The following is a 24,430-nucleotide window of genomic DNA, read 5'->3' on the forward strand; positions in this document are numbered from 1 at the left end:
GCCATGACTGATTCCATTCACCCGGTCGATCCGACGTCCGAGACCCTGGCCGCCCAATGCGTCCGGGCCTTGCTGGACCGCCACGCCGTGCCCCGACGCAAGCATTCGACGGTCGTGACCGAGGTCCTCAAGCTCTCGTATTCACAAGGACATCGCCGCCTCACCACCGACGCCACGTGGACGCTCGAAGAGTTGCGCACGCTCGCCGAGCACTTCGGCGAGTCGCTGGCTGGCATGGTGTCCCTCGGGCAGCTGGGCGAGTTGCTGCGCGGCACGCTCAGGATCGGCACGACGAGCATCGCATGCCGCTTCGCTCGCGGCGCGCCGATCCACAAGCCGCGCCCGGGCGCTCTCGTCGCGGCATGGGTTGAATCGGATTGGCATGTGGTGCCGGCCGAGGACAACCTGACGCGGCAGGCGTACGACATCGTTCGGCTGGTGATCGAGCCCTCTTCGGCCGCGAGCCGCTGCATTGCGGTACTCGACGACCACACCGACAGCGCCGAGACGATCGCCGGTTATCTCAAGTCGGCCGGCTACGACGCCGCGCCCTTCACCGACCTCGCCTCGATCATGGCCGCGTCCGAAGACGGCCACTTCGACGGCTATGTATTGGACTGGATCATCGAGACTAACGGCCGCAAGGACACGGTGCGCGAACTCGTCGGGTCGATCCGATCGCGCGATGCGCATTGCCCGATCGTTGTCCTGACCGGAGAAGTGGAGACCGGCACGGCCGACGAATCCGACATCGCGACGGCCATGGCCAGATACCGGCTCAAGTTCTTCGAGAAGCCGGCGCGGCTTTCGATTATTTCTGCTGCGCTGGCGGAATCCTTTGCGGCTGCATGAGAGCAGCGATCTGTTCGCGGCGAACAGGCTTCTCGAGAACGATGTCGAATGCACTCAGGTCGTTTTTCCGCGCGCGGCCTGACGCCATTGCAACCACGCGCGCATGGCCACTCAGGCTGCAGGCCCTGACTTTCGCCACCATCTCGGCGCCGGACTTGCGGAGCATCTCAAGATCGATCAGAACTGTGCCGTAGCAATGCGCGGCGAGCAGGTTCAGCGCGACGGCCGTGGAGCTCGCCCTGTCGCAGCGCAATGCCAGCTCCGCGCATGCATGCGCCATCTCTTCCATGCGCTCCGAGCTGTCGTCGACGATCAGAAGCCGCCGTTCTCCACTGCCTTCGACCGGCGCGCGATCTTCAGCCGCCACGGCGGGAATGACCAGATCGACGGTCGTTCCACCGCCCCTCGTTTCCGAGACTTGAATCGAGCCGCCGAGCTGCTGGAGCAAGGCCCGCACCACCGCCAATCCGATACCGCGCCCTCTGCCAGGCTGATGCGGCACCGGCTCAAGTCCCTGCGTCACCGTGCCGATCGCATTCGCGGGAAGGCCGGGACCGGTGTCCGCCACGCGAAGACACAGTGCAGCCTTCAATGTGTCGAAGGGCAGCAGCGTGACGGCCACGCGGCCCTGGCTCGTGTACTTGACGGCGTTGTCGATCAGGTTCTGCAGCAGCTGGCCGATGCGCGCACCGTCGGCCACGGCGAAGATGGGATCCGAAGGCGTTTCCACCGTCAGCTTCAGGCCCTTGGCTTCAGCAGCCTCCGTCGCATCCTCGACCATCTCCCGAACCAGCGCCGAGGCTTCGAAGACCTCCGGCCTCAGCTCGATGCGGCCGGTCTGTCCGCGCGCCAGCGTCAGCAGATCCCTGAGATGCACGGCGAGTTCGTCGGCCGATCGCCGAATGCGCCGGGTCACCGACGCTTGCTCCGGCAAGGCCTGCTGGCTTTCTTCGAGAACGTCGAGTGCGGAGATGATGCTTTGAAGCGGGGATCGGAGCTCGTGGCTGACCATGCTGAGGAATTGGGTCTTGGCTTGTACGGCGATGTGCTCGGCTTCGAGGGCGCGTTCGCGTGTCCTTACTTCTCGCAGGTATCTAGACAACGAAAGACTTGCGCTCAGGACCCATAGCAGCATCAACCCAAAGTCAATCCGTACCGCGATCCAGAGAAGGTGCCGCTGCGTCAGCAGGCTCTCCAATGTTGCACTGCGCGCCTGCAGCTCTTCCATATTGACCTCGGTCGCGAGAGTCAAGATAGTGTTCTCGATGTTGGCGAACTCCTTGACCAGTTCACCCGCATGCGCGCGCGATTCTTCAGGCGAGTCGAGCATGGGATCTACACGACGATGGAACGCAACAATCTCCTGCCTGCCAACTGCAAATCCGGGAATATTCTCGAAATAGGCAGTCAGCTCCGATTCGCTGGTCAGAATCAATTCTCTTGACATCAACACAGCGCCTCGCTTCGATAGCTCGTCGTCGCCCACGTCGCCATGGAGGGCAAGGATTTCAATCGCTTCACGCACACGCAGGTAGGCCATTTCGTATTGCGCGACTGTCCAGTAATAGCCTTCGCCAGGTCCTGTGCTGTTCATGATCCTCTCGTCCAATCGCGAGATCTGCGAGCTGACGGCAACAAACGAGATTGCAATGGTCGCCAAGGCAGCAATGACAATGCCGTATCCGCGCGGCCGCGCAAGCCACGCAGTACTATTCGACAACGGTGATGTTCCGTACCTGCCAGATGAATCTGGCCTGCGCGAACAGTTTGTTGAGCGCGTCCGGGTATTTGTCTCTTGGATACATCACAAACAGTGGGCCAAGATCGCGCGCAGTCATGCGCTTTCCGTCTCGACTGTGCGCAAGGATGGGGCCATAGGTTCTGAGGTCCGACATAGGAATGCGGGCACTGTAGTTATCGAGGGCCTGCACGTCCAGGCGCGACCCAGCCGCCTCGACGTGCATGAGCACGTCCGCCAACAAAGGACCATCGAACTTCGATCGAGGAGTCCAGATGGTCGCCGTTGTGATGGAGGCGTGTGGGAGCGACATAAATTCCGCTTCACTGAATCGGTATGTCCTCTCTTTTTCATCCGTGAACTTGGCGATGCTGCCGCCGACGATCAGGAAGGCATTTCGGTCCTCGATGGAATGCCCAATTCGCGGCAAGGCACCGAATGCAGCCATCGTCACAAGTTGCCTTCTGTGAAGCATGGTTCCTCCCTTTTCAATGCCTGTCGCGGACTATCCGTTCAAAATCTTGTTGTACCCACGCCGGTCCATCCAGCTATCTATTTTTTCCACTGGCGACCGCCAGCACTTGGCCAGTCACATAGGGCGTATCGATGGCCAGGCGAACGACAGCGCCCGCGAGCTCTTCCAGAATTCCGATCCCGCTCAACGGTACGGATTCGCGGATCCTTCTCACGCGGTCGATATCGATCACGCCCTCCGCATAGCGCAAGGTGCCGAACTGCACGACATTGCAACGCACATGCGGCGCCCAGTCGTTCGCAAGCGTAAGAATCATCGACTGGAGTGCGCCCTTGGCAGTGGCGTAGGACACGTGTCCCTTGGGTGGACGATCTACCGCGATATCGGCAATCGCAACGACCGATCCAAGCGGTAGAGGCTGCCCGGGTCGCGGCCGCAGCGCGGCGAGGATGGCTGCGTGGGCGGTGACATGGATGGCAATATCGATGTCCGCGCGATTCGAGTCGCCGACATCGCTGGGCCGGTAGGTCGAAGCATTGCAAACCAGAATCGTCACACCCTTGTCCGCAAGCCATGCCGGGACCACGAAGTCGTCAGCTGCAAAGTCCGCGGACCAAAGTTCGGTGGTGCCTGGCCGCAAAAGTTCGAGTTCCGCGCGCAAGGCCTTTGCCTTGCCGAGAGACTCGTCTGTGTGATGAATCACGACCGACAGGCCGCGCGCATGAAGTGCACGAACGATGGCCGCGCCCCCGCGACCCGATCCGCCCGTGACCAAGGCCCATGAGTGGACTGTGCTGCCATGCCGAGACGAATTTCCGACGGGGGAAGCCAAGCGCTCTCTTGCCTCGACGTGATGCTCAGAAACTTGGACCGCATAGTTCCCATTGGGGCGGACAAGCGACAGGCGCGGCTGCTGATCTTTGCAGGTGCCCTTGGTAAGTCGCGACCAAACCAAACGCAGTATTGCGGCCCGCCGAAATTGCCTATGGTTCACTGTGACTCCCTGGATGTGCCATCGCTTGCCGAGCGTTGATGAAGCGTGAGACGCGCTCTTCGGATACGGCGCCCAAATAGTCAACGCGAATCGAGCGACGCACACGACGACTCACCACAACCCCGATGCTCTATTCCGAATGACATTGCGAGTTGGCGATCATCGGGGCATTCGACAAGGATGAACATCAAAAAGGCGGCCAAAATCAGCAAATAACTTGCTACTTGCGAGTCAACGTCTCCATGACTTTTGAGCAGAGTGCCGCACAGGACGAATCGTGTGCGGCGTCACGTCAGAAGCTGCCCGTATGGATCACGCTTTCTTCGACCGCTTCGCCCGACTGGCTTTGGCATTGCGCTTCGACGCACCCATGAGCATTGCGTGGAGAACGGTTGGATGTTTGATCGGATTACCCTCTGCATCTTTCTTTCGAAAGCGACCTTTGGCCTTGGCGAACAGTTTCGCGGCAGGGCACTCCGGGCAATGCTCGTAGCCATTGGTCATGGCGCCGGTCTTGGTACAGGGGAACGACTCCCTGATGGTCTCCGGGACGCAGACGATCGCCTCTCTGCCTTCGTTTTTCTTCATGCGCAACCTCTCTTTTTGGACGGTGTTTCGGTTTCGAGCGAGTGACGCTGAGTGCAGACGTACCCAAGGTCCATGCCCGGCGCAGATAGTAGGAACGTTTTTGAGCGCGCAGAGCGCTGCACGACAATTTGCGATATTTGAATTGCGCAGCAGCGTTGATGGACTCGGGGTCGACATCACGCTCAGTGAATGGCGCTTGTGCGATGCGTCTATGCTTTGGCGTCTTGCCGTTGGACGCAAGCTGGCGAGCAGCGCAAAGTGCGGCTCTTCGGCAATGCTTCACTTTGCGCCGGCACACCGCGCTCCAGGCCCGAGGGGTTTCGCACGGCGAAGCTCACATTGGGCTTCAACCTCAACGCGAGCTTCTGATCACGGCGATACGGGGGCCTTCGCCGCACGGGCTCGATCCAGGGTCTTCCCAACCTCCTTCGGGTCCATGCCATACATCTCCGCAAACTCCGCCACCGTCTTGCCGCTGGCCTCGAAGGCCCGCAGCAGCGCCTCGCGCTTCGCGGTGCGCGCGCCCAGTTCGGCGAAGGCCTCGTCGAGCGCGGCGGCCGATGCCTCATCCTGCGTGCGCACGACCCCCATGTAGTCTTCCCGCGAGAGGCCCGAGCCCTCGATGGCCGCGATCAGTCGATCGCGCAGCTGCGGCCGCAGGTCTTCCTGGGTGCGGCCCTGCCGGCGGCGGAACACTTCGAGGATCGCGTGATGGACATGCTCAGGCGCGACGTCTTCCACCGCCACGCCTTGCAGATCATGACGCTTGTAGCCCGCAGCCACGGCCTCGAGGTAGCGCGTCGAGCGCGCATGCAGCCCGAGCGCGAGCTTGAGGTCCTCGCGTTTGAATTCCTCGCCGTGCAGCGCGAGCAGTTCCTGGTACACGCCAAGCTTGAGCGGCAGGAAGCGGGCGCCGAACATCTTCGGATAGAGCTCGAACAGGCGCTGGAGCACGGGGTGGACCTTGCGCGGCCGCTGCTGCGGCCCCTTCGGCGGCGGGTTGTTGCGGCGCGCGCGGGCGCCTTCCTTGCGGGTGGCAACGGGTTCTGCGGCGGTATCGGTGGTCATCGAGCGATCGGGGTTCTTTGTCTGCGGCCGGCACATGCCGGCAGGAAGGGTAGCCCCGAACTGTAATGCCGCGCCGACACCTTCGGCGCGGGTTCGCAACCGATCCCGAATTGGATTCAGGGGTTTCCTCCTACAAACCGTTCGCGCCGCGGCCGCGTACATCCGTCGGGCGCTCTCGTGCCGCCGCTTCCTGCGGTGGAGTTCACGGGCACTCGATCTTCAACTCCAGCCAAAAGGTATCTCCATGAAAAAACTCATGATCGCAGTCGGTGTCTCGGTTCTCCTCAGCGCGTGCGCGGGCGGCATGGGCATGAAGGACGGCATGTCGGGCAGCAGCATGTCCGGCAGCAACATGTCGAATCCGATGGTCGGCGGCGCGCCGATGTATGCCAACAAGGACATCGTCGACAACGCCGTCAATTCGAAGGACCACACCACGCTCGTCGCTGCCGTGAAGGCCGCGGGCCTGGTGGACACGCTCAAGAGCCCCGGCCCCTTCACTGTCTTCGCACCGACCAACGAGGCCTTCGCCGCACTGCCGGCCGGCACGGTCGACACCCTGCTCAAGCCCGAGAACAAGGCGACGCTGACCAAGGTGCTGACCTACCACGTGGTGCCCGGCCGGCTCGATGGCCCGGCGCTGATGAGCATGATCAACGCCGGCGGCGGCAGGGCGATGCTGAAGACGGCCAGCGGCGGCACGCTGACCGCGACCATGAGCGGCGGTCACGTGATGATCACGGATGCCAAGGGCGGCACCGCGACGGTGACGATCGCCAATGTCTACCAGTCGAACGGCGTGATCCACGTCGTCGACAAGGTGCTGCTGCCGGGTTGATCCGGCGGCGCTTCAAGTGCGCTCGACGGCCTCGGCTTCGGCCCGCAGCCAGCGCATGAAATCCTGCGCGTCCGCGTTGCCGGCCGCGCGGCGCGAGCTTTCGATGAAGTAGCCGCGGCGCGAGCTCGCGCCTTCGCCGAAGAGGCCGACCAGGCGGCCCGTCTGCAGCAGCTCGCGCAGGAGAGGCAGGCGGCCGATCACCACGCCCTGGCCGGCCACGGCGGCCGCCACGGCATCCGTGTAGAGCGTGAAGCGCATCGTGTTCTTCATGCGCAGATCGCTGAGGCCCATGACCTGGAGCCAGGGCTCCCAGTCCGCGGTGGGCGCGCCATGCTGCGGCGGTGCGTCGACCGTGAGCAGCGTCTGCTCCGCCAGGTCGGCCGGCGTGCGCAGCGCCGCGGCGAGCTGCGGCGCGCACAACGGCACCAGCGACTCCTCGAACAGGGCGGTGCCGATGCCACGATCGATCGGCACGAAGCGCACCGCGATATCGAGGCGGCTGCGTTCGAGCTCCTGCACCTCGAGCGTGGCCGAGACGCGCACGTCGACCAGCGGATGATCCGCCGTGAAGCGCGCCAGCCGGGGGATCAGCCAGAAGGAAGCAAAGCCCGGCGTGGTGGTGATCGCGACCTGCCGCGGCGTCGATGCGACACGCACCCGCGCGGTGGCGTCGCGCAGGCGCTCAAGGCTCTCAGTCACCGCGCGCTGCATGACCGCGCCCGCCTCGGTGAGCGCGAGCGCGCGATGGCGGCGCTCGAACAACGGCACGCCGATGCTGGCTTCCAGTTGCTGGATCTGGCGGCTCACGGCCGACTGGGTGAGGGACAGCTCGGTCGCCGCGCGCGTGAAGCTGAGCGTGCGCGCGGCCGCCTCGAAGCTGCGCAGCAGTTCCAGGGGCGGCAGCTCGGCCGCGGGCTTCACATTCTCTCGGCGCATGCAATGAGTTCCGAATGACCGTTTGAGACGAGGGGATCGGCTCACTATATTCATTCGCATGGAGAATGCAAAGGAGTCCGCCATGATCATCGACCTGGACCGTTTCCAGATCAGCCTGTCCAAGCGCGCCATCTTCACGCTGCCCGATGCGGCCGGCGTCGGCATCGAATGCCGCAGCGGCAGCGTGTGGGTCACGCTCGACGACGATCCGCGCGACATCGTGCTGGCCGCCGGCGAGCGCTTCACGGGCGGCGAGCATCGGCGCGCGCTGGTGTCGGCGCTGGAGCCTGCGTGCATCGCGGTGTCGGACTCGACGTCATGAAAGAAGTGCTCATGCGAGCAATGAGATTGAGCTGAGGCGCGTCCCTGTCGGAGAATGCGCCCATGAGCACTCTCCTCAATGCCTTCTATGCCCAGTCCGGCGGCGTGACCTCCGTGATCAACGCCTCGGCCTGCGGCGTGATCGAAACCGCGCGCCAGCACGCCGACCGCATCGGCACGGTCTATGCCGGCCGCAACGGCATCCTCGGCGCGCTGGCCGAGGACCTGATCGACACCAGCCTCGAATCCGCCGAGGCGATCGCGGCCTTGCGTTCCACGCCCTCCGGTGCCTTCGGCTCGTGCCGCTACAAGCTCAAGTCGCTCGAGAAGAACCGGCGCGAGTACGAGCGGCTGATCGAGGTCTTCAAGGCGCACGGCATCGGCTACTTCTTCTACAACGGCGGCGGCGATTCGGCCGACACCTGCTTCAAGGTGAGCCAGCTGTCGCAATCGCTCGGCTATCCGCTGCAGGCGATCCACGTGCCCAAGACCATCGACAACGATTTGCCGTTGACCGACTGCTGCCCCGGCTTCGGCTCGGTCGCGAAGTACGTCGCGGTCTCGACGCTCGAAGCCTCGATGGACGTGCGCTCGATGGCCGCCACCTCCACCAAGGTCTTCGTGATCGAGGTGATGGGCCGTCATGCCGGCTGGATCGCGGCGGCCGGCGGGCTCGCGGCGGACCAGGGCATTCCGGTGGTGATCCTGTTCCCCGAGATTCCGTTCGATCAGCCGGCCTTCCTGGCCCGCGTCGATGCGCTGGTCAAATACCACGGCTACTGCACGGTGGTGGTGTCGGAAGGCTGCCATCACCCCGACGGCACCTTCCTCGCCGAGCAGGGCAGCAAGGACGCGTTCGGCCATGCGCAGCTCGGCGGCGCGGCGCCGGTGGTGGCGCAGATGGTCAAGGAAGCGCTGGGCCACAAGTTCCATTGGGCCGTGGCCGACTACCTGCAGCGCTCGGCGCGCCACATCGCCTCGGCCACCGACGTGAAGCAGGCCTACGAACTCGGCCAGCGCGCCGTCGAACTCGCGCTCGAAGGCCGCAACGCGGTGATGCCGACCATCGAGCGGACCTCCGATGCGCCCTACGCCTACCGCATCGGCAGCGCACCGCTCGACGCCGTGGCCAATGCCGAGAAGTTCATGCCGCGCGACTTCATCTCCGATGACGGCTACGGCATCACGGACGCATGCCGGCGCTATCTGCTGCCGCTGATCCAGGGCGAGGACTATCCGGCCTATCGCGACGGGCTGCCGGTGTACGTGACGCTGCAGAACACCTCGGTCGCAAGGAAGCTGCCCGCCTTCGAAATCGCCTAGATGGACGCGACGGCGCAGCCCGATCCTTCACGCTGCCCGCTGTGCGGCGAGGCGAACCGCTGCGCGATGGAGATCGAACGCGAGACAGGCCGCCCGCAACCGCCCTGCTGGTGCATGCAGGCCGACTTCAGCAAGGCCTTGCTGGCGCGCGTACCCACGGCCATGCGCGGGCTGGCCTGCATCTGCGCGCGCTGCGCGGCCGAGGCGATGGTTTAGGACTGAACCACGGGGGCGGGCGCGGGCGGCTCGGACGAGTGCGCGTGTTCGCGCTGCTCGGTGATCACCTGGTGGATGAACTGCAGCTTGCCCACCGCCGTGCGCGGCAGCACGAAGGGGTAGTAGTCGGGCTGGCCCATGCTGCGCGAAAGCTCGTTGAGCACATTGGTCAGGCGCACCCAGCCGTTGAGGAAGTCGAGGAAATTCTGCGCGCCGGGATGCTCGGGCTGCCACAGGTCGGCGGCAGTGAACAAGTCGCTCGCCAGCTCGACGTTCTGTGCATCGACGCCGAAGCTCATTGCGGTGTCGGCGGTGTCGGCCATGTGCAGGTAGTGGGCCCAAGTCTCGGCCCAGTCCTCCCAGGGGTGCGAGCTCGCATAACTGGTCACGTAGCGGTCGCGCCAGTCGGGCGGCGGGCCGTTCTCGTAATGCTGGCGCAAGGCGGTCGCATAGTCGGCACGCTCGTCGCCGAAGAGCTGGCGATAGCCTTCGAGCCACGGCGTCGGGAACACCAGCAGGTCCCAGTAGTAGTGGCCGATCTCGTGGCGGAAGTGGCCCAGCAGCGTACGGTAGGGCTCGCGCATCTCGGCCCGGATGCGCTCGCGCACCGCATCCTCGGCCTCCTCGGCATTGAGGGTGATGACGCCCTCCTCGTGGCCGGTCATCACGTGCGGGCCGCCCGGCATGTTGCCGAGGAAATCGAAGGCCAGGCCGTGCGCCGGATCGCTCAGGCGCGTGCGCACCGGCAGGCCCAACGCCAGCAGCTGGGACACGAGCGTACGCTTGGCCCGCTCCAGCTTGCGCCACAGCACGCCATTGCTCTCGACCGACAGATCGGGAATGGTGCGCGTGACGCTGCACGACAGGCAGAAGCCGGGCGACAGGCCCTCGGTGCTGAACGCGGGATCGTCGCCCTCGCGCGGCGCCGGCACCATCCAGTTGCAGCCGGCCGCGGTCATCAGGTTGGCGCAGCGGCGGTACTGCAAGCCCTGCGCGTCGCCGAAGACGGTGAAGGTGTCGGACTCGGTGCCCTCCTGCACGACCGGCGCGAGCGGCACCACGCCGAGGCGCTCGATCACGTAGCCCAGCGGCGTCTTGCACGCGAGGCACTGGCTGTTGCCGAGGAACACCGGCCGGCCGCACTGGCATTGGTAGGCGCGGCTGACCGTCGGCGCCTGCAGCTCCGATGCGAGCGAGGGCGGCGCCTCGGCGGCGTCGGCAGCGGCCTCGTCCGCTGCTCGAACGGGGGATGAGGATGAAGGGGGGGACTGCATGGAGATCCCATTGTCCGCGCACGCGGCGCGCCGTTTTCGTGCCCAAAGGCCGATATCCTTGTAGGACGGCCCGAGCCGGCAGCCCTCCATGAACAACCCCCTGCAAACCCTGAGCGCCCGCTACGGCGCGCGCTATCGCTGGCTGCTGCTGATCTCCGTCATGGTGGGGGTGATGGCATCGATCATGTCGTCGACCATCGTCAACGTCGCGATCCCCGGCATGAGTCATCACTTCTCGCTCGGGCAGGCACGTGCGCAATGGGTGAGTTCGGGCTTCATGGTCGCGATGACGGTGTCGATGCTGACCACGCCCTGGCTGCTGGCGCGCTACGGCTATCGGCGCACCTACGTCGGCACGATGGTGATGCTGCTGGTGGGCGGCATGACGGGCGGGCTGGCGAACGCCTTCCCGCTGGTGCTGATCGCGCGGGTGGCCGAAGGGCTCGCGGCCGGCGTGGTGCAGCCGATCCCGGCCATCATCATCCTGCGCGCCTTCGAGCCGCACGAGCAGGGCCGCGCGAGCGGCCTGTTCGGCATGGGCGTGGTGCTGGCACCGGCGATCGGGCCGAGCATCGGCGGCGTGCTGGTCGATCTGTTCGGCTGGCGCTCGATCTTCTTCATGGTCGTGCCCTTCTGCCTGGTCTCGATCTGGCTGGCCTACAAGTTCGTGCCGACCACCGCGCCGGGCGGCGTGGTGGCAGCGCCCAGCGACGGGCTCGACTGGCGCGGCCTCACGCTCGGCACCGTCGGCACGCTGTGCCTGCTCAACGGCCTCGTGCAGCTGCGCGGCGATGCACCGCTCGGCGCGGCGCTGCTGCTGGCCGGCGCGCTGGCGGCCTTCGCCGCCTTCCTGGCCTGGCAGAAGCGCTTCGCCGCCGCGGGCGGCACGCCGCTGATGAACCTCGCGCTGTTCCAGCACCGGCAGTTCGCGATGGGCAGCCTGGTCGCCTTCATCTACGGCACCGCGCTGTTCGGATCGACTTACCTGCTGCCGGTCTACATGCAGGTCGGGCTGCAGCTCTCGGCCTCGCTGGTCGGCACCATCCTGCTGCCGGCCGGCATCGTGCTGGCACTGACGATCGCCGGGGTCGGCCGGCTGGCCGACCGGCAGCCGACGTGGGCGCTGGTGAGCATCGGCCTCGCGCTGCTGGCCGCCTCGTTCGCGCTGATGACGGTGCTGCACCTGGGCAGCGGCGTGTGGCTGCTGGCGCTCTTCGCCACCGTCGGCCGCATCGGGCTCGGCTTCATCCTGCCGTCGCTCAACCTCGGCGCGATGCGCCCGCTCGAGAAGGCCCTGATTCCGCAGGGCGCGAGCGCGATCAACTTCCTGCGCATGCTGGGCGGCGCCGCGGGCGTGAGCCTGTGCGCGGTCGTCCTCGAATGGCGCCTCGCGGCGCACGGCGACTCGTTCGCCAACGCCGACTCCAGCCCCGAGCGCCTGGCGGCCTTCGACGAAGTCTTCGGACTGCTGGCCGCCCTGTGCGCGCTCGCGATCTGCGCTGCGTGGCAGCTGCGAGAAAAGACCCCGCGCAACCCCGATGCCCTGCCAGCCAGATAGCAGCGCAATCGCTCGCTCATCGGCCGCGGAACGCGCCGCGTTCGTGAGCTGCCGCGGATCCGGCTCCGCCGGTCCGCCGGCAGCGCCCCCTGAAAGAGGGTGGGCGGCCACACGAAGTGGGCAAGCCTGGGGGTAAGCTCTACCTCATGTGTCAGCTGCTTGGAATGAACTGCAACACGCCCACCGACGTGACCTTCAGCTTCACGGGCTTCGCGCAGCGCGGCGGGCGCACCGACCATCACGCCGACGGCTGGGGCATCGCCTTCTTCGAGGACCGCGGCCTCCGGCACTTCGTCGACCATCAGCCGGCCTGCGAGTCGCCGGTGGCCGAACTGATCCGGCGCTATCCGATCCAGAGCCGCAACGTCGTCGCCCACATCCGCAAGGCCACGCAGGGCGCGGTGAACCTGCAGAACTGCCACCCCTTCGTTCGCGAGCTGTGGGGCCGCTACTGGGTGTTCGCCCACAACGGCGACCTGAAGGACTTCCGCCCGCGCCTGCACGGCAGCTTCCGTCCGGTCGGCAGCACCGACAGCGAGCATGCCTTCTGCTGGCTCATGCAGGAACTGGCCAAATCGCATGCGGGCGTGCCGAGCATCGCGGAGCTGACCCTCACGCTGCGCGAACTGGCGCCGCGCTTCGCGCGCCATGGCACCTTCAATTTCATGCTCTCGAACGGCCAGGCGCTCTGGGCCCACGCGTCGACGAACCTCTGGTATGTCGAACGCAAGCATCCCTTCCTGACCGCCGAGCTGTCCGACGAAGACCTCAGCATCGACTTCGCGCAGCACACCACGCCGGACGATCGCGTCGCCGTGGTGGTGACCGCGCCGCTCACGACCAACGAGACCTGGACCGCATTCGCGCCGCAGGAGCTCGCCGTGTTCGTCGACGGGCAGCGCGCCGGCTAACCCACTAGCTTTTCGAGGGCAGGGTCGCCTCGAGCGCGTCGATGAACATCGCCGGCACGTCGAAGCCGGTCTGTTCCGTGATCTCCTGGAAGCAGGTCGGGCTGGTGACGTTGATTTCGGTCAGCGAGCCGCCGATCACGTCCAGCCCGATCAGCAGCAAGCCGCGCGCATGCAGCACCGGCCCGATCGCCTCGGCGATGCGCAGGTCCTGCGCGCTCAGCGGCTGCGCCACGCCCTTGCCGCCGGCCGCCAGATTGCCGCGCACCTCGGTGCCCTGCGGAATGCGCGCGAGGCTGAAGGGCACGGGCTTGCCGCCGATCACCAGCACCCGCTTGTCGCCCTCTGTGATCTCGGGCACGAAGCGCTGCACCATGATCGTCTCGGCGCCGTCCTTGTTGAGCGTCTCGACGATCGAGCCCAGGTTCAGCGCATCGGCCTTGACGCGGAAGATGCCCATGCCGCCCATGCCGTCCAGCGGCTTGAGGATGACGTCGCCGTGCTCGGCGTGGAAATCGCGCACCGCCGAGGCACTGCGCGTGACCAGGGTCGGCGTCGTGAACTGCGCGAACTCCATGATCGCCAGCTTCTCGGGATGGTCGCGCAGCGCGCGCGGCTTGTTGACGACGTGCGCGCCTTCGCGCTCGGCCTGTTCGAGCAGGTGGGTGGCGTAGATGTACTCGGCATCGAAGGGCGGGTCCTTGCGCATCACGACGACGTCGAAATCCTTCAGCGCCATCGACTCGCGCAGGTCCTCGTGGTACCAGTCGTGCGGATCGCCGGTCAGGGTGATCTGCTGCACCGTCGCGCTCACCGGCTTGCCCGAGGACCATTGCAGGTCCTGCGGCACGCAGGCCGCGATGCGATGGCCGCGGCGCTGCGCCTCGCGCATCATCGCGAAGGTGCTGTCCTTGTAGATCTTGAACAGGTCGAGCGGGTCGGCCACGAAGAGGATGTGCATCAGAAGGTCTTTCCGCCGGTCGGCGTGGAGGGCGTCGCGTCGGCAGCGGCGCGGGCGTCGGGCTCGATCTTGCCGCCGATGGCGATTTCCCTGCTGGCAAAGGGTCTGCGGCCGAGCTGCTGGATGCCGAGCGCGACGGCGCCCGCCACCACGCCCCAGAACGCGGAGCCGACGCCCGCGATGGTGATGCCCGACAGCGTGACGAGGAAGGTGATCAGCGCGGCTTCGCGATGCGATTCGTCGCGCACCGCCGCTGCCAGGCCGCTGCCGATGGTGCCGAGCAGCGCCAGCCCCGCGATGGCGATGACCAGTTCCTTCGGGAACGCGGTCAGGATGCCCGTGACCGCGGCGCCGAAGAGCCCGATCACCACGTAGATCGCACCGCAGCTGACCGCCGCGGTGTAGCGCCGCGCCGGATCTTCGTGCGCCTCGCGGCCCATGCAGATGGCCGCGGTGATGGCGCTGAGATTGAGCGCGAAGGCGCCGAAGGGCGCGAGCACCAGCGTGACCAGCCCGCTGAGCGTGATGAGCCTGGAGACCGGCATCTCGTAGCCCGCGGCGCGGACGGCGGCGACGCCCGGCAGGTTCTGCGAGGCCATCGTGACCACGAACAGCGGCAGCGCCAGGCTGACCGCCGCCTGCCAGCTGAAGACCGGCATCGTGAACACCGGCTTGGCGATGCTGAAGTGCACCGCGCTCCAGGCCAGCTGGCCACGCGCGGCGGCGAAAGCGACCGCCACCGCGAGCGTGAGCGGCACCGCGTAGCGCGGCAGCCAGCGCTTGGCGACGAGGTAGGTGCCGAGCATCAGCAGCACCAGCGGCAGCGCCGTCCTGGCGGCGATGAAGGCGTCGAGGCCGAAGCGCGCCAGCACGCCGGCGAGCAGCGCGGAGGCGATGGCCATCGGGATCCGGTTCATCACGCGCTCGAACCAGCCGGTGGCGCCCGCCAGCGCCATCAGCACGGCGCACACGATGAAGGCGCCCACCGCCTCGTTCATCGTGTAGCCGGCACCGGCGCTCGCGAGCACCGCGGCGCCGGGCGTGCTCCAGGCGATCATCACGGGCTTGCGCAGCCACAGCGAAGGCAGCGCCGAGGCCAGCCCCATGCCGAGGCCCAGCGCCCACATCCAGGAGCTGATCATCTCGGGCGTGGCGCCGAAGGCCAGAGCGGCCTGGAACACGATCGCCACCGAGCTCGTGAAGCCCACGAGCACCGCGACGAAGCCTGCGGTGAAGGCCGACAGGCTCAGATCCTTGAAAAATCGCATGCGCGGAATTGTGCCGGGGTCGCGGGCGAGCCTAGATTTCGATCTTGGAGCCCAGCTCGACGACGGCATTGTTCGGCAAGCCCAGGAAATCCGCCACGCCGCTCGCGTTGTGATGCATCTGCGCGAACAGCTTCTCGCGCCATGGCGCCATGCCGCTGCCCAGGGTCGGAATCACGACGTCGCGCGACAGAAAGTAGCTGGTCGACATCGGCTCGAGCTGGCAGCCGCGCAGGCGCGCATGTTCGAGCGCGCGCGGCAGCTCGACGTCGTTCTTGAAGCCGTAGTGCACGATCACCTGCCAGCAATGGTGGCCGAGCGGCTCCATCTCGATGCGCTTGTCCATCGGAATCCACGGCACCTCGTGGTTGCGCACGGTGACGAACAGGTTCTGCTCGTGCAGCACCTTGTTGTGCTTGAGGTTGTGCAGCAGCGCATTCGGCACCACGCCGGGCTCCGCGGTCATGAACACGGCCGTGCCGTCGACGCGCGCCGGCGGCGTGACGAACACCGAATCGAGGAAGCTGCGCAGATCGATGGCCTCGGCGAGCTGCGTTTCGCCCATCAGGCGGCGGCCCTCCTTCCAGGTGATCATGAGCGTGAAGATGCCGCCGCCGATCATGAGCGGGAACCAGCCGCCCTCGAACAGTTTGAGCAGGTTGGAGGCGAAGAACAGGAAGTCGACCACGAAGAAGGCACCGGTCGCCGCAATGCACAGCGCCAGCGGGTACTTCCAGGCATAGCGGATCACGAAGAAGGTCAGCACGGTGGTGATCAGCATGTCGGTGGTGACGGCGATGCCGTAGGCCGCGGCCAGGTTGCTCGACGAGCGGAACATGACCACCGCCAGCACGATGGCGACGAACAGCCCCCAGTTGACGAACGGGATGTAGATCTGCCCCGCGGTGCGCACGCTGGTGTGCTCGATGTTCAGGCGCGGCAGGTAGCCGAGCTGGATCACCTGGCGGGTGACGCTGAAGGCGCCCGTGATGAGGGCCTGCGACGCGATCACCGTGGCCGCCGTGGCCAGGAACACCAGCGGCACCAGCGCCCACTCGGGCGCCATCATGAAGAACGGGTTCTTGACCGCCAGCGGGTTCTCCAGCAGCAGCGCGCCCTGGCCGAAGTAGTTGAGCGTCAGCGCCGGCATCACGACCGAGAACCAGGCGATGCGGATCGGCCCCTTGCCGAAGTGGCCGAGGTCGGCATAGAGCGCCTCGGCGCCGGTCACGCACAGCACCGTCGCGCCCAGGATGATGAAGCTGGTGACCGGGTTGCCCCAGATGAAGCGCAGCGCATAGTGCGGGCTCAGCGCCTTGAGGATTTCCGGATGCACGACGATCTGCGACACGCCGAGCAGCGCGATGGCGCAGAACCAGGACAGCGTGATGGGGCCGAAGAAGCGGCCGATGCCCGCGGTGCCGCTCTTTTGCACCGCGAACAGGCAGAACAGCACGACCAGGGTGACCGGGATCACGTAGTGCCCGAAGTGCGGCGACACCACCTCCAGGCCCTCGACCGCCGACAGCACCGAGATGGCCGGCGTGATGACGCCGTCGCCATAGAACAGCGAGGTGCCGAAGATGCCCACCACCAGCAGCACCCGGCGCAGCCGCGGCTTGTCGGCGACCGCGCGCGAGGCCAGCGCCAGCATCGCGACCAGGCCGCCCTCGCCTTCGTTGTCGGCCCGCAGCACCAGCACCACGTACTTCAGGGACACGATGACCGTCAGCGTCCAGAAGAACATCGAGAGGATGCCGTAGACGTTCTCGATCGTGAAGGGAACATGGCCGTGACCGAACACCTCCTTGACCGCATACAGCACGCTGGTGCCGATGTCGCCGTAGACAACGCCGATGGCCGCGAGGATCAGCGCGGCGGAGGAAGATTTGGAACGGGACACGAAGTCGGTGCAAAGGGTCGTCCGGCGCCGTGATGCTCGCCCGGGCGCGCCGGCCGCCTCGCAAGGTTGCCGCTTCGCCCTCCGCCCCCTCGTTTGCGTTGCTGTGGGGTCGCTATTTTGCAGCCGCCGGGCGGCCTCGCAAGACGCGGCCGGAAATCATTCGTAGATTTCGGCGTCCGGGTTGGTGGCTTCGAGCTCGTAACTGGCCGCCACCATCGCCAACCGGGCGATCACGCCGTACATGTAGAACCGGTTCGGCGCGCTGGCACCGGGCTTGGCGCCGGGTTGCGGTAAGTGCGCACTCTCCGAAAAGGCCAAGGGCACGAAGCTGGCGCCCGGCATGTTGAGGTTTTCGTCCGGGCTGCGCTCGGCGTTCACGCGGTAGAAGCCGCCGACCACGTAGCGGTCCATCATGTAGACCACCGGCTCGGCCACGGCATCGTGCACGCGCTCGTTGGTCAGCACGCCCTCCTGGACGATCACCTCGCTGCGCTCCGCGCCCTCGCCGGCGGCACCGGCCTTGCCGCGCGAGCGGCGGCCGAGGGTCTCGAGATCCTTGACGTCGCGCACCGTCATCACGCCCATGGCACCCGCGCCGTTGTCGGCCTTGACGACGACGAAGGGCTTCTCGTTGATGCCGTATTCCTTGTACTTGCGGCGGATCTTGGTGAGCATCGCGTCCACATGGCTGGTCAGCACGTCCATGCCGGTGCCATCCGCGAAGCTGACCTCGCCGGCCTTGGCGTACATCGGATTGATCAGCCATGGGTCGATGCCCAGCAGCTTGCCGAAGCGCTTGGAGAGCTCTTCGTAGCTGTGCAGATGGTTGCTCCTGTGGCGCACCGACCAGCCGGCGTGCAGCGGCGGCAGCAGGTACTGCTCGTGCAGATCCTCGAGGATGCCCGGGGTGCCGGCCGCCAGGTCGTTGTTGAGCAGGATGGTGCAGGGGTCGAAATGCTTGAGGCCGAGGCGCCGCTTGCCGCGCACCACCGGCTCCAGGCACACGGTGTCGCCGTTCGGCAGCTCGATCTTCTTGGGCGACTTGATCGCGGGATCGATCGAGCCCACGCGCACGTTGAGCCCTGCCATGTGAAAAATACGCACCAGCTGGGCCACGTTGGCCAGGTAGAAGGTGTTGCGCGAATGGTTTTCCGGAATCACCAGCAGGTTGCGCGCCTCCGGGCAGATCTTCTCGATCGCGGCCTGGGCGGCCTGCACCGCCAGCGGCAGCATCTCGCGGGTCAGGTTGTTCCAGCCGCCCGGGTAGAGGTTGGTGTCGACCGGCGCCAGCTTGAAGCCCGCGTTGCGGATGTCCACCGAGCTGTAGAACGGCGGCGTGTGCTCCATCCACTCGAGACGGAACCAGCGCTCGATGGCCGGCATGGAGTCGAGAACGCGCTGCTCGAGTTCGTTGATGGGGCCGGTCAGGGCGGTGACGAGATGGGGGACCATGCGGCGGCCTTATTGTGCGTTCTGCGGCGAAAGGTGGACTGGAATTGTAGGATTTGGGGACGACCTCGAAGATGACAACCGCGTCATCTTCCATCCCCTTCGGGAAACGCCGCGAAGCGAGCAAACCTGGGGGTCAGCTTCTCGTGTTGCCCTGGCCCAGCACGATGTATTTGAGCGAGGTCAGCCCTTCGATACCCACCGGCCCGCGCGCATGGAATTTGTCGGTGCTGATGCCGATCTCCGCGCCGAGCCCGAACTCGAAGCCGTCGGCAAAGCGCGTGCTCGCATTGACCATCACGCTCGCCGAGTCGACCTCGCGCAGGAAGCGCTGGGCGTTCACGTGGTCGCGCGTGACGATGGCATCGGTGTGATGGCTCGAATAGCGGTTGATGTGCGCGATCGCCTCGTCGACATCCGCCACCACCTTGATGCTGATGACCGCGGCCAGGTATTCCTCCGACCAGTCGGACGCCACCGCGTCGACGACCGCCGCGCCCGCCGGCAGCACGCCGCCGGCGCGCAGGATCCGCGCGGCGGCGCGGTCGCAGCGCATCTCCACGCCCTTGGCCGCGAAGATCGCGCCGATCTCCGGCAGGAAGCGGTCGGCGATCGAGGCCGCGACCAGCAGGCCTTCGGCCGCGTTGCAGGGGCTGTATTTCTGTGTCTTGGCGTTGTCGACGATGTTCACCGCCATGCCGAGCTCGGCCGTGTCGTCCACGTAGACGTGGCAGTTGCCGTCCAGGTGCTTGATGACAGGCACCTTGGCATCGCGGCTGATGCGCTCGATCAGCCCCTTGCCGCCGCGCGGGATGATCACGTCGACGAACTGGGGCATCGCGATCAGCTGGCCGACGGCTTCGCGGTCGGTGGTCTGCACCAGCTGCACCGCCTCGACCGGCAGGCCTGCCTCGGCCAGCGATTCGGACACCAGCCGGGCCAGCGCCTTGTTCGACTCGATCGCTTCCGAGCCGCCGCGCAGGATGGCCGCGTTGCCGCTCTTGATGGCCAGGCTCGCGGCCTCGATGGTCACGTTGGGCCGGCTCTCGTAGATCATGCCGAAGACGCCGATCGGCACCCGCATCTGGCCGACCCGGATGCCGCTGGGCTGCTGGCGCATGCCGATGATTTCGCCGATCACGTCGGGCATGGCGGCCAACTGCTCGCAGCCGAGGGCGACCGTCTCGATGGCCTTGGGCGTGAGCTTGAGGCGATCGACCATCGGCGCCGACAGGCCGGCGGCGGTGGCACGCTCGACATCGCGCGCATTGGCCGGCGCCAGCGCGGCGGCGTTGTCGCGCAGGCGACGCGCGAGCGCGCGCAGGGCCTTGCTCTTGGTGGCGGCGTCGGCCCGTGCCATGAGGGCCGAGGCCGACTTGGCCTGCAGGCCGAGGGTCTGCATGTGTTCGCTGACGTTGAACGCGTTCATGGCCGCATTTTCCCATGCGAAGGTCCGCACGCGAAGAACGCACGGAAACGCTGCGTTCGCAAAACAAGAACCGGCGCCGCCGGTGGCGCGATCAGCCGCGCGCGGGCGCCGCGCAGGCACGGCACAGCATCAGCGCCAGCCGCTGCAGCGCCTGCCAGCCGCTGGCCGGCCAGTCGGGCTGCTTCAGGCCCTTGACGATGCCGTCCACGATGTGCGCCGCGCGCAGCAGGCGCGCGAGCAGGCGGTCGTCCAGGCGCGGCAGCACGCGCTCGAAGGCGCGTTCGCGCGGGCCCCAGATGCGGTTCTCGCGCAGCGCCATCGGCAGCGGCCGGCCGGCGGCCATCGCGTCCTTGATGCGCTTGAGCGCGCGGATGTCCTCGGCCAGCGTGTAGTGCACCAGCACCTCGGCCTCGCCTTCGGCCTGCAGGCCGTCGAGCATGCGCGCGACGCGCTGCGGCTGGCCGGCGAGCACCGCCTCGGACAGCTTGAACACGTCGTAGCGCGCGACGTTGTTGACCGCGCCTTCGACCTGCTCCCAGCTCAATTCGCCCGGCGGATGCAGCAGCGCGAGCTTCTGGATCTCCTGGTGCGCGGCCAGCAGGTTGCCTTCGACCCGGTCGGCGAAGAACTGCAGCGTGCGCTGGCCTTCCTCGCCGCCCTTCACCCGCTGGCCCTGCTGCGCGAGCCGCTGCGCGATCCATGGCGGCAGCGCGGCGCGCTCGACGGTCTCGACCTGCAGGCTGACGCCGCGACTCTCGAGCGCCGAGAACCAGGCGCCGGTGCGGGTCGCCTTGTCCAGGCGCGGCAGCATCACCAGCGTGAGGGTGCTGTCGTTGCCCGGCGCCGACTCGGCGATCTGCTGCAGCGCGACACTGCCGTCCTTGCCCGGCTTGCCCGAGGGGATGCGGATCTCGACAATCTGCCGGTCGGCGAACAGGCTCAGCGAGCCGCCCGCCGCGAGCACCGCGCTCCAGTCGAAATGCGCGCCGGCCACGGTGTACGAACTGCGTTCGGTGTAACCCTGCAGGCGCGCCGCGGCGCGGATCGCATCGGCCGCCTCCTGCGCGAGCAGCGGCTCGTCGCCATGGATCACGTAGAGCGGCTGGAGGCCGCGCTGCAAATGGGCTTCCAGCTGTGCGGCGCCCAGCTGCATCAGTTGGCCTTGGCCGCCGCGAGACGGCGCATCATCTGCTGGGCGATGTCGTTCTGCATGTCGACGTACAGCAGCTCGGTCTCGCTGGCCTTCGCGAGCGCAGCGGTCTCGTTGTAGGTGATGTCGCGCGTCTGCGTGATCGTGGTCGGCGCGAGCAGTTCCTTGCCGGCCTGGCCGCGCAGCCGGAAGCGCACCGTCAGGCGCAGCTGGATTTCGCGCACCTGGCCGGCGGAGTTGGTCGAGGTGACGAGCTGCTCGCGGTTCTCGGCCAGGATCTCGAGCACCGCATCGGCCTTGGCGGTCTGGTCGGCCGGCAGCAGCTCCACGTTGCCGGCCGCGCGCAGATTGCGCCGCACGCTGTTCGTGAAGGCCGAGCTGCCCTGCACGACCAGGGTCTTGAACGGGAAGACGGGTGCCTTGCGCAGTTCGAAGCCGCAGCCCGCCACCGTGACGGAAAGCGCTGCGGCGAGCAGGAAGCCGCGGCGCGGCAGCGGATGGCGTGTGTTCATGCTTTTCATACCACCACGTTGACCAGCCGCCCGGGCACGACGATGACGCGCTTGACCGCGGCGCCGTCGGAATGCTTGGTGAAGGCTTCGCTGGCCAGCGCGATCTTCTCGATCTCCTGCTTGGACGCGGCAGCCGGCACGCGCACCGAACCGCGCAGCTTGCCGTTGACCTGCAGCATCAGCTCGATCTCGTCCTGCGCCAGTGCATCGACGTCGACTGTGGGCCATGGCGCATCGAGCAGATCACCCCATTCGCCGTCGTAGCCGAGCTGCTGCCAGAGCTGGTGCGTGATGTGCGGCGTGGCCGGATAGAGGCAGCGCAGCAGGATGCCGAAGCCTTCATGCACGGCGGCGCGGTCGCCGGCGTGCGGCGTCGCGGGCTTGAAGCCTTCGAGCGCATTGAGCAGCTTCATCGCACCCGACACCACCGTGTTGTATTGCATGCGCTGGTAGTCGTAGTCGATCTGGCGCAGCACGGTGTGCACTTCGCGCCGCAGCGCCTTGGCCTCCTCGCTGAAGCCGGTGAGCTTCGCAGCGGCCTTGACGCGGGTGCCATCGGCGCTGCCGCCGGCATGCAGCGCGACGCCGAAGTTCCAGAGCCGGCGCAGGAAGCGCGAGCTGCCCTCCACCGCGGCGTCGTTCCATTCGAGCGTGGCCTCGGGCGGCGCGGTGAACATGGTGTACAGGCGCGCGGTGTCGGCGCCGTATCTCTCGATCAGGTCCTGCGGGTCGACGCCGTTGCGTTCGCTCTTGCCCATCTTGCCGACGCCGCCGTAGTCGACCTGCGTGCCGTCGGCCGCGGTGCCGCCGACGATGCGGCCCTGGGCGTCGAGCACGGGCGTGACTTCGGACGGCGGGAAGTAATCCTTGCCGCCCTTCTCGTTGCGCTTGTAGAAGATATGGTTGAGCACCATGCCCTGCGTCAACAACTTGGCGAAGGGCTCGTCGACCTTCACCAGGCCGAGGTCGCGCATCACCTTGGTCCAGAAGCGCGCATACAGCAGATGCAGGATCGCGTGCTCGATGCCGCCGATGTACTGGTCCATCGGCATCCAGTACTTCGCGCCCTCGCCGACCATGGCCTCTTCGTTCTTCGGGTCGCAGTAGCGCATGAAGTACCACGAACTGTCGACGAAGGTGTCCATGGTGTCGGTCTCGCGCCGCGCGGGCTGGCCGCAGACGGGGCAGACCACGCCGGCATGGAAACCCTCGTGCCTGACCAGCGGATTGCCCGAGCCGTCGGGCACGCAGTCGGTCGGCAGCACGACCGGCAGGTCCTTCTCGGGCACCGGCACCGCGCCGTGCGTGTCGCAATGGATGATCGGGATCGGCGTGCCCCAGTAGCGCTGGCGGCTCACGCCCCAGTCGCGCAGGCGCCAGGTGGTCTGCATCTCGCCCAGGCCCTTCTGGCCGAGCGCATGCGCGACGGCCTTGACGGCCTCGGTGTACGACATGCCGCTGAAGTTGTCGGAGTTGATGGTCACGCCGCGCTGCTTGTCGGCGTACCAGTCCTGCCAGCGGTGGTAGTTGAAATGCGGCTCGTCGTCGACCAGCACGACCTGGATGATCTCGATGCCGTACTTGTTGGCGAAGGCGAAGTCGCGTTCGTCGTGCGCAGGCACGCCCATCACGGCGCCGTCGCCGTAGCCGATCAGCACGTAGTTGCCGACCCACACCGGCACCTGCTCCTCGGTGATCGGGTGCATCACCGTCAGGCCGGTGGGCACGCCCTTCTTTTCCTGCGTGGCGAGCTCGGCCTCGGTGGTGCCGCCGTTGCGGCATTCCTCGATGAAGGCGGCGACCTTCGGATTCGTCTTCGCGGCATGCAGCGCCAGCGGATGCTCGGGCGCGACGGCGCAGAAGGTCACGCCCATGATGGTGTCGGCGCGCGTCGTGAAGACGTACATGCGCCCGCCCTGGATCAGCGCGCCATTCTCGTCCTGGATGCGATGGGTGAAGGCGAAGCGCACGCCTTCGCTCTTGCCGATCCAGTTCTCCTGCATCAGCTTGACGCGCTCGGGCCAGCCGGGCAGCTTGTGCTGCGTGTGCTCGAGCAGCTCCTCGGCGTAATCGCTGATCTTGAGGTAGTAGCCGGGGATCTCGCGCCGCTCGACGGTGGCGCCGGTGCGCCAGCCCTTGCCGTCGATCACCTGCTCGTTGGCCAGCACGGTCTGGTCGACCGGATCCCAGTTGACGACCTGCGTCTTGCGGTAGGCGATGCCCTTCTCGAGCATCTTGAGGAACAGCCACTGGTTCCACTTGTAGTAGGACGGATCGCAGGTCGCGATCTCGCGGCTCCAGTCGATCGCCAGCCCCATGGCCTGGAGCTGGCTCTTCATGTAGCCGATGTTCTCGTAGGTCCACTTCGCCGGCGGCACGCCGTTCTTGAGCGCCGCGTTCTCGGCCGGCAGGCCGAAGGCATCCCAGCCCATCGGCATCAGCACGTTGTAGCCGCTCATGCGCAGGTAGCGCGTGAGCATGTCGTTGATCGTGTAGTTGCGCACGTGGCCCATGTGCAGCTTGCCGCTGGGGTACGGCAGCATCGAGCAGGCGTAGTACTTCTTCTTGCGCGTGTCCTCGGTCACGCGGTAGGCGTCGGCCGCGGTCCAGTGGGCCTGGGCGGCCGATTCGACGTCGCTGGGTTTGTAGCTGGGATTCATTGGGCTTGGGAC

22 protein-coding genes are annotated in these 24,430 nt (G+C 66.6%); 7 read left to right on the plus strand and 15 right to left on the minus strand.

Annotated features, from left to right (window positions below; all coding sequences use genetic code 11):
- Nucleotides 1-3: 3 nt before the first annotated feature.
- Nucleotides 4-852 (plus strand): helix-turn-helix domain-containing protein, encoded by an 849-nt coding sequence (locus tag E5P2_RS25660; protein ID WP_162569911.1) that lies wholly within the window; start codon nt 4-6, stop codon nt 850-852.
- Here the strand turns inward: E5P2_RS25660 and E5P2_RS25665 are convergent.
- The 5 genes from E5P2_RS25665 to E5P2_RS25685 all read right to left on the minus strand — a co-directional run bounded on the left by E5P2_RS25665 (nt 812) and on the right by E5P2_RS25685 (nt 5,877).
- Nucleotides 812-2,446, minus strand: a complete 1,635-nt coding sequence (locus E5P2_RS25665) for a hybrid sensor histidine kinase/response regulator (protein WP_162569912.1) — start codon at nt 2,444-2,446, stop codon at nt 812-814. The two genes, E5P2_RS25660 and E5P2_RS25665, sit on opposite strands and share 41 nt — an antisense overlap.
- A 115-nt stretch (nt 2,447-2,561) precedes the next feature.
- Nucleotides 2,562-3,038 carry an oxidoreductase gene (locus tag E5P2_RS25670; RefSeq protein ID WP_162569913.1) on the minus strand — a complete coding sequence of 159 codons (477 nt, stop codon included), beginning with the start codon at nt 3,036-3,038 and terminating at the stop codon, nt 2,562-2,564.
- Nucleotides 3,039-3,138: 100 nt separating this feature from the next.
- Nucleotides 3,139-4,164, minus strand: coding sequence for an SDR family oxidoreductase (locus tag E5P2_RS25675; RefSeq protein WP_332107559.1), 1,026 nt, complete (start codon nt 4,162-4,164; stop codon nt 3,139-3,141).
- Nucleotides 4,165-4,371: 207 nt separating this feature from the next.
- Nucleotides 4,372-4,647, minus strand: a complete 276-nt coding sequence (locus E5P2_RS25680; protein ID WP_162569915.1) for a hypothetical protein — start codon at nt 4,645-4,647, stop codon at nt 4,372-4,374.
- Nucleotides 4,648-5,016: 369 nt separating this feature from the next.
- Entirely contained in the window at nt 5,017-5,877 is an 861-nt protein-coding gene (locus tag E5P2_RS25685) for a ProQ/FINO family protein (RefSeq protein WP_232080849.1), read from the minus strand.
- An 82-nt stretch (nt 5,878-5,959) separates the two neighbouring features.
- Between E5P2_RS25685 and E5P2_RS25690 the strand changes: the two genes are divergently transcribed.
- Entirely contained in the window at nt 5,960-6,553 is a 594-nt protein-coding gene (locus E5P2_RS25690; RefSeq protein ID WP_162569916.1) for a fasciclin domain-containing protein, read from the plus strand.
- Nucleotides 6,554-6,565: 12 nt separating this feature from the next.
- Here the strand turns inward: E5P2_RS25690 and E5P2_RS25695 are convergent, their stop codons facing one another.
- Nucleotides 6,566-7,489 carry a LysR substrate-binding domain-containing protein gene (locus E5P2_RS25695; protein ID WP_162569917.1) on the minus strand — a complete coding sequence of 308 codons (924 nt, stop codon included), beginning with the start codon at nt 7,487-7,489 and terminating at the stop codon, nt 6,566-6,568.
- Nucleotides 7,490-7,571: 82 nt separating this feature from the next.
- Here E5P2_RS25695 and E5P2_RS25700 point away from each other — a divergent pair, with 82 nt between their 5' ends.
- The 3 genes from E5P2_RS25700 to E5P2_RS25710 all read left to right on the plus strand — a co-directional run bounded on the left by E5P2_RS25700 (nt 7,572) and on the right by E5P2_RS25710 (nt 9,349).
- A complete protein-coding gene (locus E5P2_RS25700) occupies nt 7,572-7,811 on the plus strand; it encodes a DUF2917 domain-containing protein (protein ID WP_162569918.1) in 240 nt (79 codons plus the stop codon).
- A 62-nt stretch (nt 7,812-7,873) separates the two neighbouring features.
- Nucleotides 7,874-9,133, plus strand: coding sequence for a 6-phosphofructokinase (locus tag E5P2_RS25705; protein WP_162569919.1), 1,260 nt, complete (start codon nt 7,874-7,876; stop codon nt 9,131-9,133).
- Nucleotides 9,134-9,349 (plus strand): cysteine-rich CWC family protein, encoded by a 216-nt coding sequence (locus tag E5P2_RS25710; RefSeq protein ID WP_162569920.1) that lies wholly within the window; start codon nt 9,134-9,136, stop codon nt 9,347-9,349.
- On the opposite strand, the gene E5P2_RS25715 is transcribed toward E5P2_RS25710, so the two are convergent.
- Nucleotides 9,346-10,623 carry a zinc-binding metallopeptidase family protein gene (locus tag E5P2_RS25715; RefSeq protein WP_162569921.1) on the minus strand — a complete coding sequence of 426 codons (1,278 nt, stop codon included), beginning with the start codon at nt 10,621-10,623 and terminating at the stop codon, nt 9,346-9,348. The two genes, E5P2_RS25710 and E5P2_RS25715, sit on opposite strands and share 4 nt — an antisense overlap.
- Before the next feature lie 88 nt (nt 10,624-10,711).
- Between E5P2_RS25715 and E5P2_RS25720 the strand changes: the two genes are divergently transcribed.
- A complete protein-coding gene (locus E5P2_RS25720) occupies nt 10,712-12,181 on the plus strand; it encodes an MFS transporter (protein WP_162569922.1) in 1,470 nt (489 codons plus the stop codon).
- Nucleotides 12,182-12,327: 146 nt separating this feature from the next.
- Nucleotides 12,328-13,092: a class II glutamine amidotransferase gene (locus E5P2_RS25725; protein WP_162569923.1), complete on the plus strand. Its 765-nt coding sequence runs from the start codon at nt 12,328-12,330 to the stop codon at nt 13,090-13,092.
- 4 nt (nt 13,093-13,096) lie between these two features.
- Here the strand turns inward: E5P2_RS25725 and gshB are convergent, their stop codons facing one another.
- The 8 genes from gshB to leuS all read right to left on the minus strand — a co-directional run bounded on the left by gshB (nt 13,097) and on the right by leuS (nt 24,418).
- Complete coding sequence (gene gshB / locus E5P2_RS25730; protein WP_174259904.1) at nt 13,097-14,050, minus strand: glutathione synthase; 954 nt, start codon at nt 14,048-14,050, stop codon at nt 13,097-13,099.
- Complete coding sequence (locus tag E5P2_RS25735) at nt 14,050-15,318, minus strand: benzoate/H(+) symporter BenE family transporter (RefSeq protein ID WP_162569924.1); 1,269 nt, start codon at nt 15,316-15,318, stop codon at nt 14,050-14,052. The genes gshB and E5P2_RS25735 overlap by 1 nt, the downstream gene beginning before the upstream one ends.
- A 31-nt stretch (nt 15,319-15,349) precedes the next feature.
- Nucleotides 15,350-17,218, minus strand: coding sequence for a potassium transporter Kup (locus E5P2_RS25740; RefSeq protein ID WP_162569925.1), 1,869 nt, complete (start codon nt 17,216-17,218; stop codon nt 15,350-15,352).
- Nucleotides 17,219-17,374: 156 nt separating this feature from the next.
- Entirely contained in the window at nt 17,375-18,670 is a 1,296-nt protein-coding gene (gshA, locus tag E5P2_RS25745; RefSeq protein WP_162569926.1) for a glutamate--cysteine ligase, read from the minus strand.
- A 133-nt stretch (nt 18,671-18,803) separates the two neighbouring features.
- Nucleotides 18,804-20,096 (minus strand): glutamate-5-semialdehyde dehydrogenase, encoded by a 1,293-nt coding sequence (locus E5P2_RS25750; RefSeq protein ID WP_162569927.1) that lies wholly within the window; start codon nt 20,094-20,096, stop codon nt 18,804-18,806.
- A gap of 91 nt (nt 20,097-20,187) precedes the next feature.
- The gene (holA, locus tag E5P2_RS25755) at nt 20,188-21,249 is read right to left on the minus strand and encodes a DNA polymerase III subunit delta (RefSeq protein ID WP_162569928.1); all 1,062 of its coding nucleotides are present in this window, start codon (nt 21,247-21,249) and stop codon (nt 20,188-20,190) included.
- Complete coding sequence (locus E5P2_RS25760; protein ID WP_162569929.1) at nt 21,249-21,758, minus strand: LPS-assembly lipoprotein LptE; 510 nt, start codon at nt 21,756-21,758, stop codon at nt 21,249-21,251. Before E5P2_RS25760 ends, holA begins: the two co-directional genes overlap by 1 nt.
- Nucleotides 21,759-21,763: 5 nt before the next feature.
- Nucleotides 21,764-24,418, minus strand: coding sequence for a leucine--tRNA ligase (gene leuS / locus E5P2_RS25765; RefSeq protein WP_162569930.1), 2,655 nt, complete (start codon nt 24,416-24,418; stop codon nt 21,764-21,766).
- Between the last annotated feature and the right edge of the window lie 12 nt (nt 24,419-24,430).

It is taken from the genome of Variovorax sp. SRS16, assembly GCF_901827165.1.
GTDB lineage: Bacteria > Pseudomonadota > Gammaproteobacteria > Burkholderiales > Burkholderiaceae_C > Variovorax.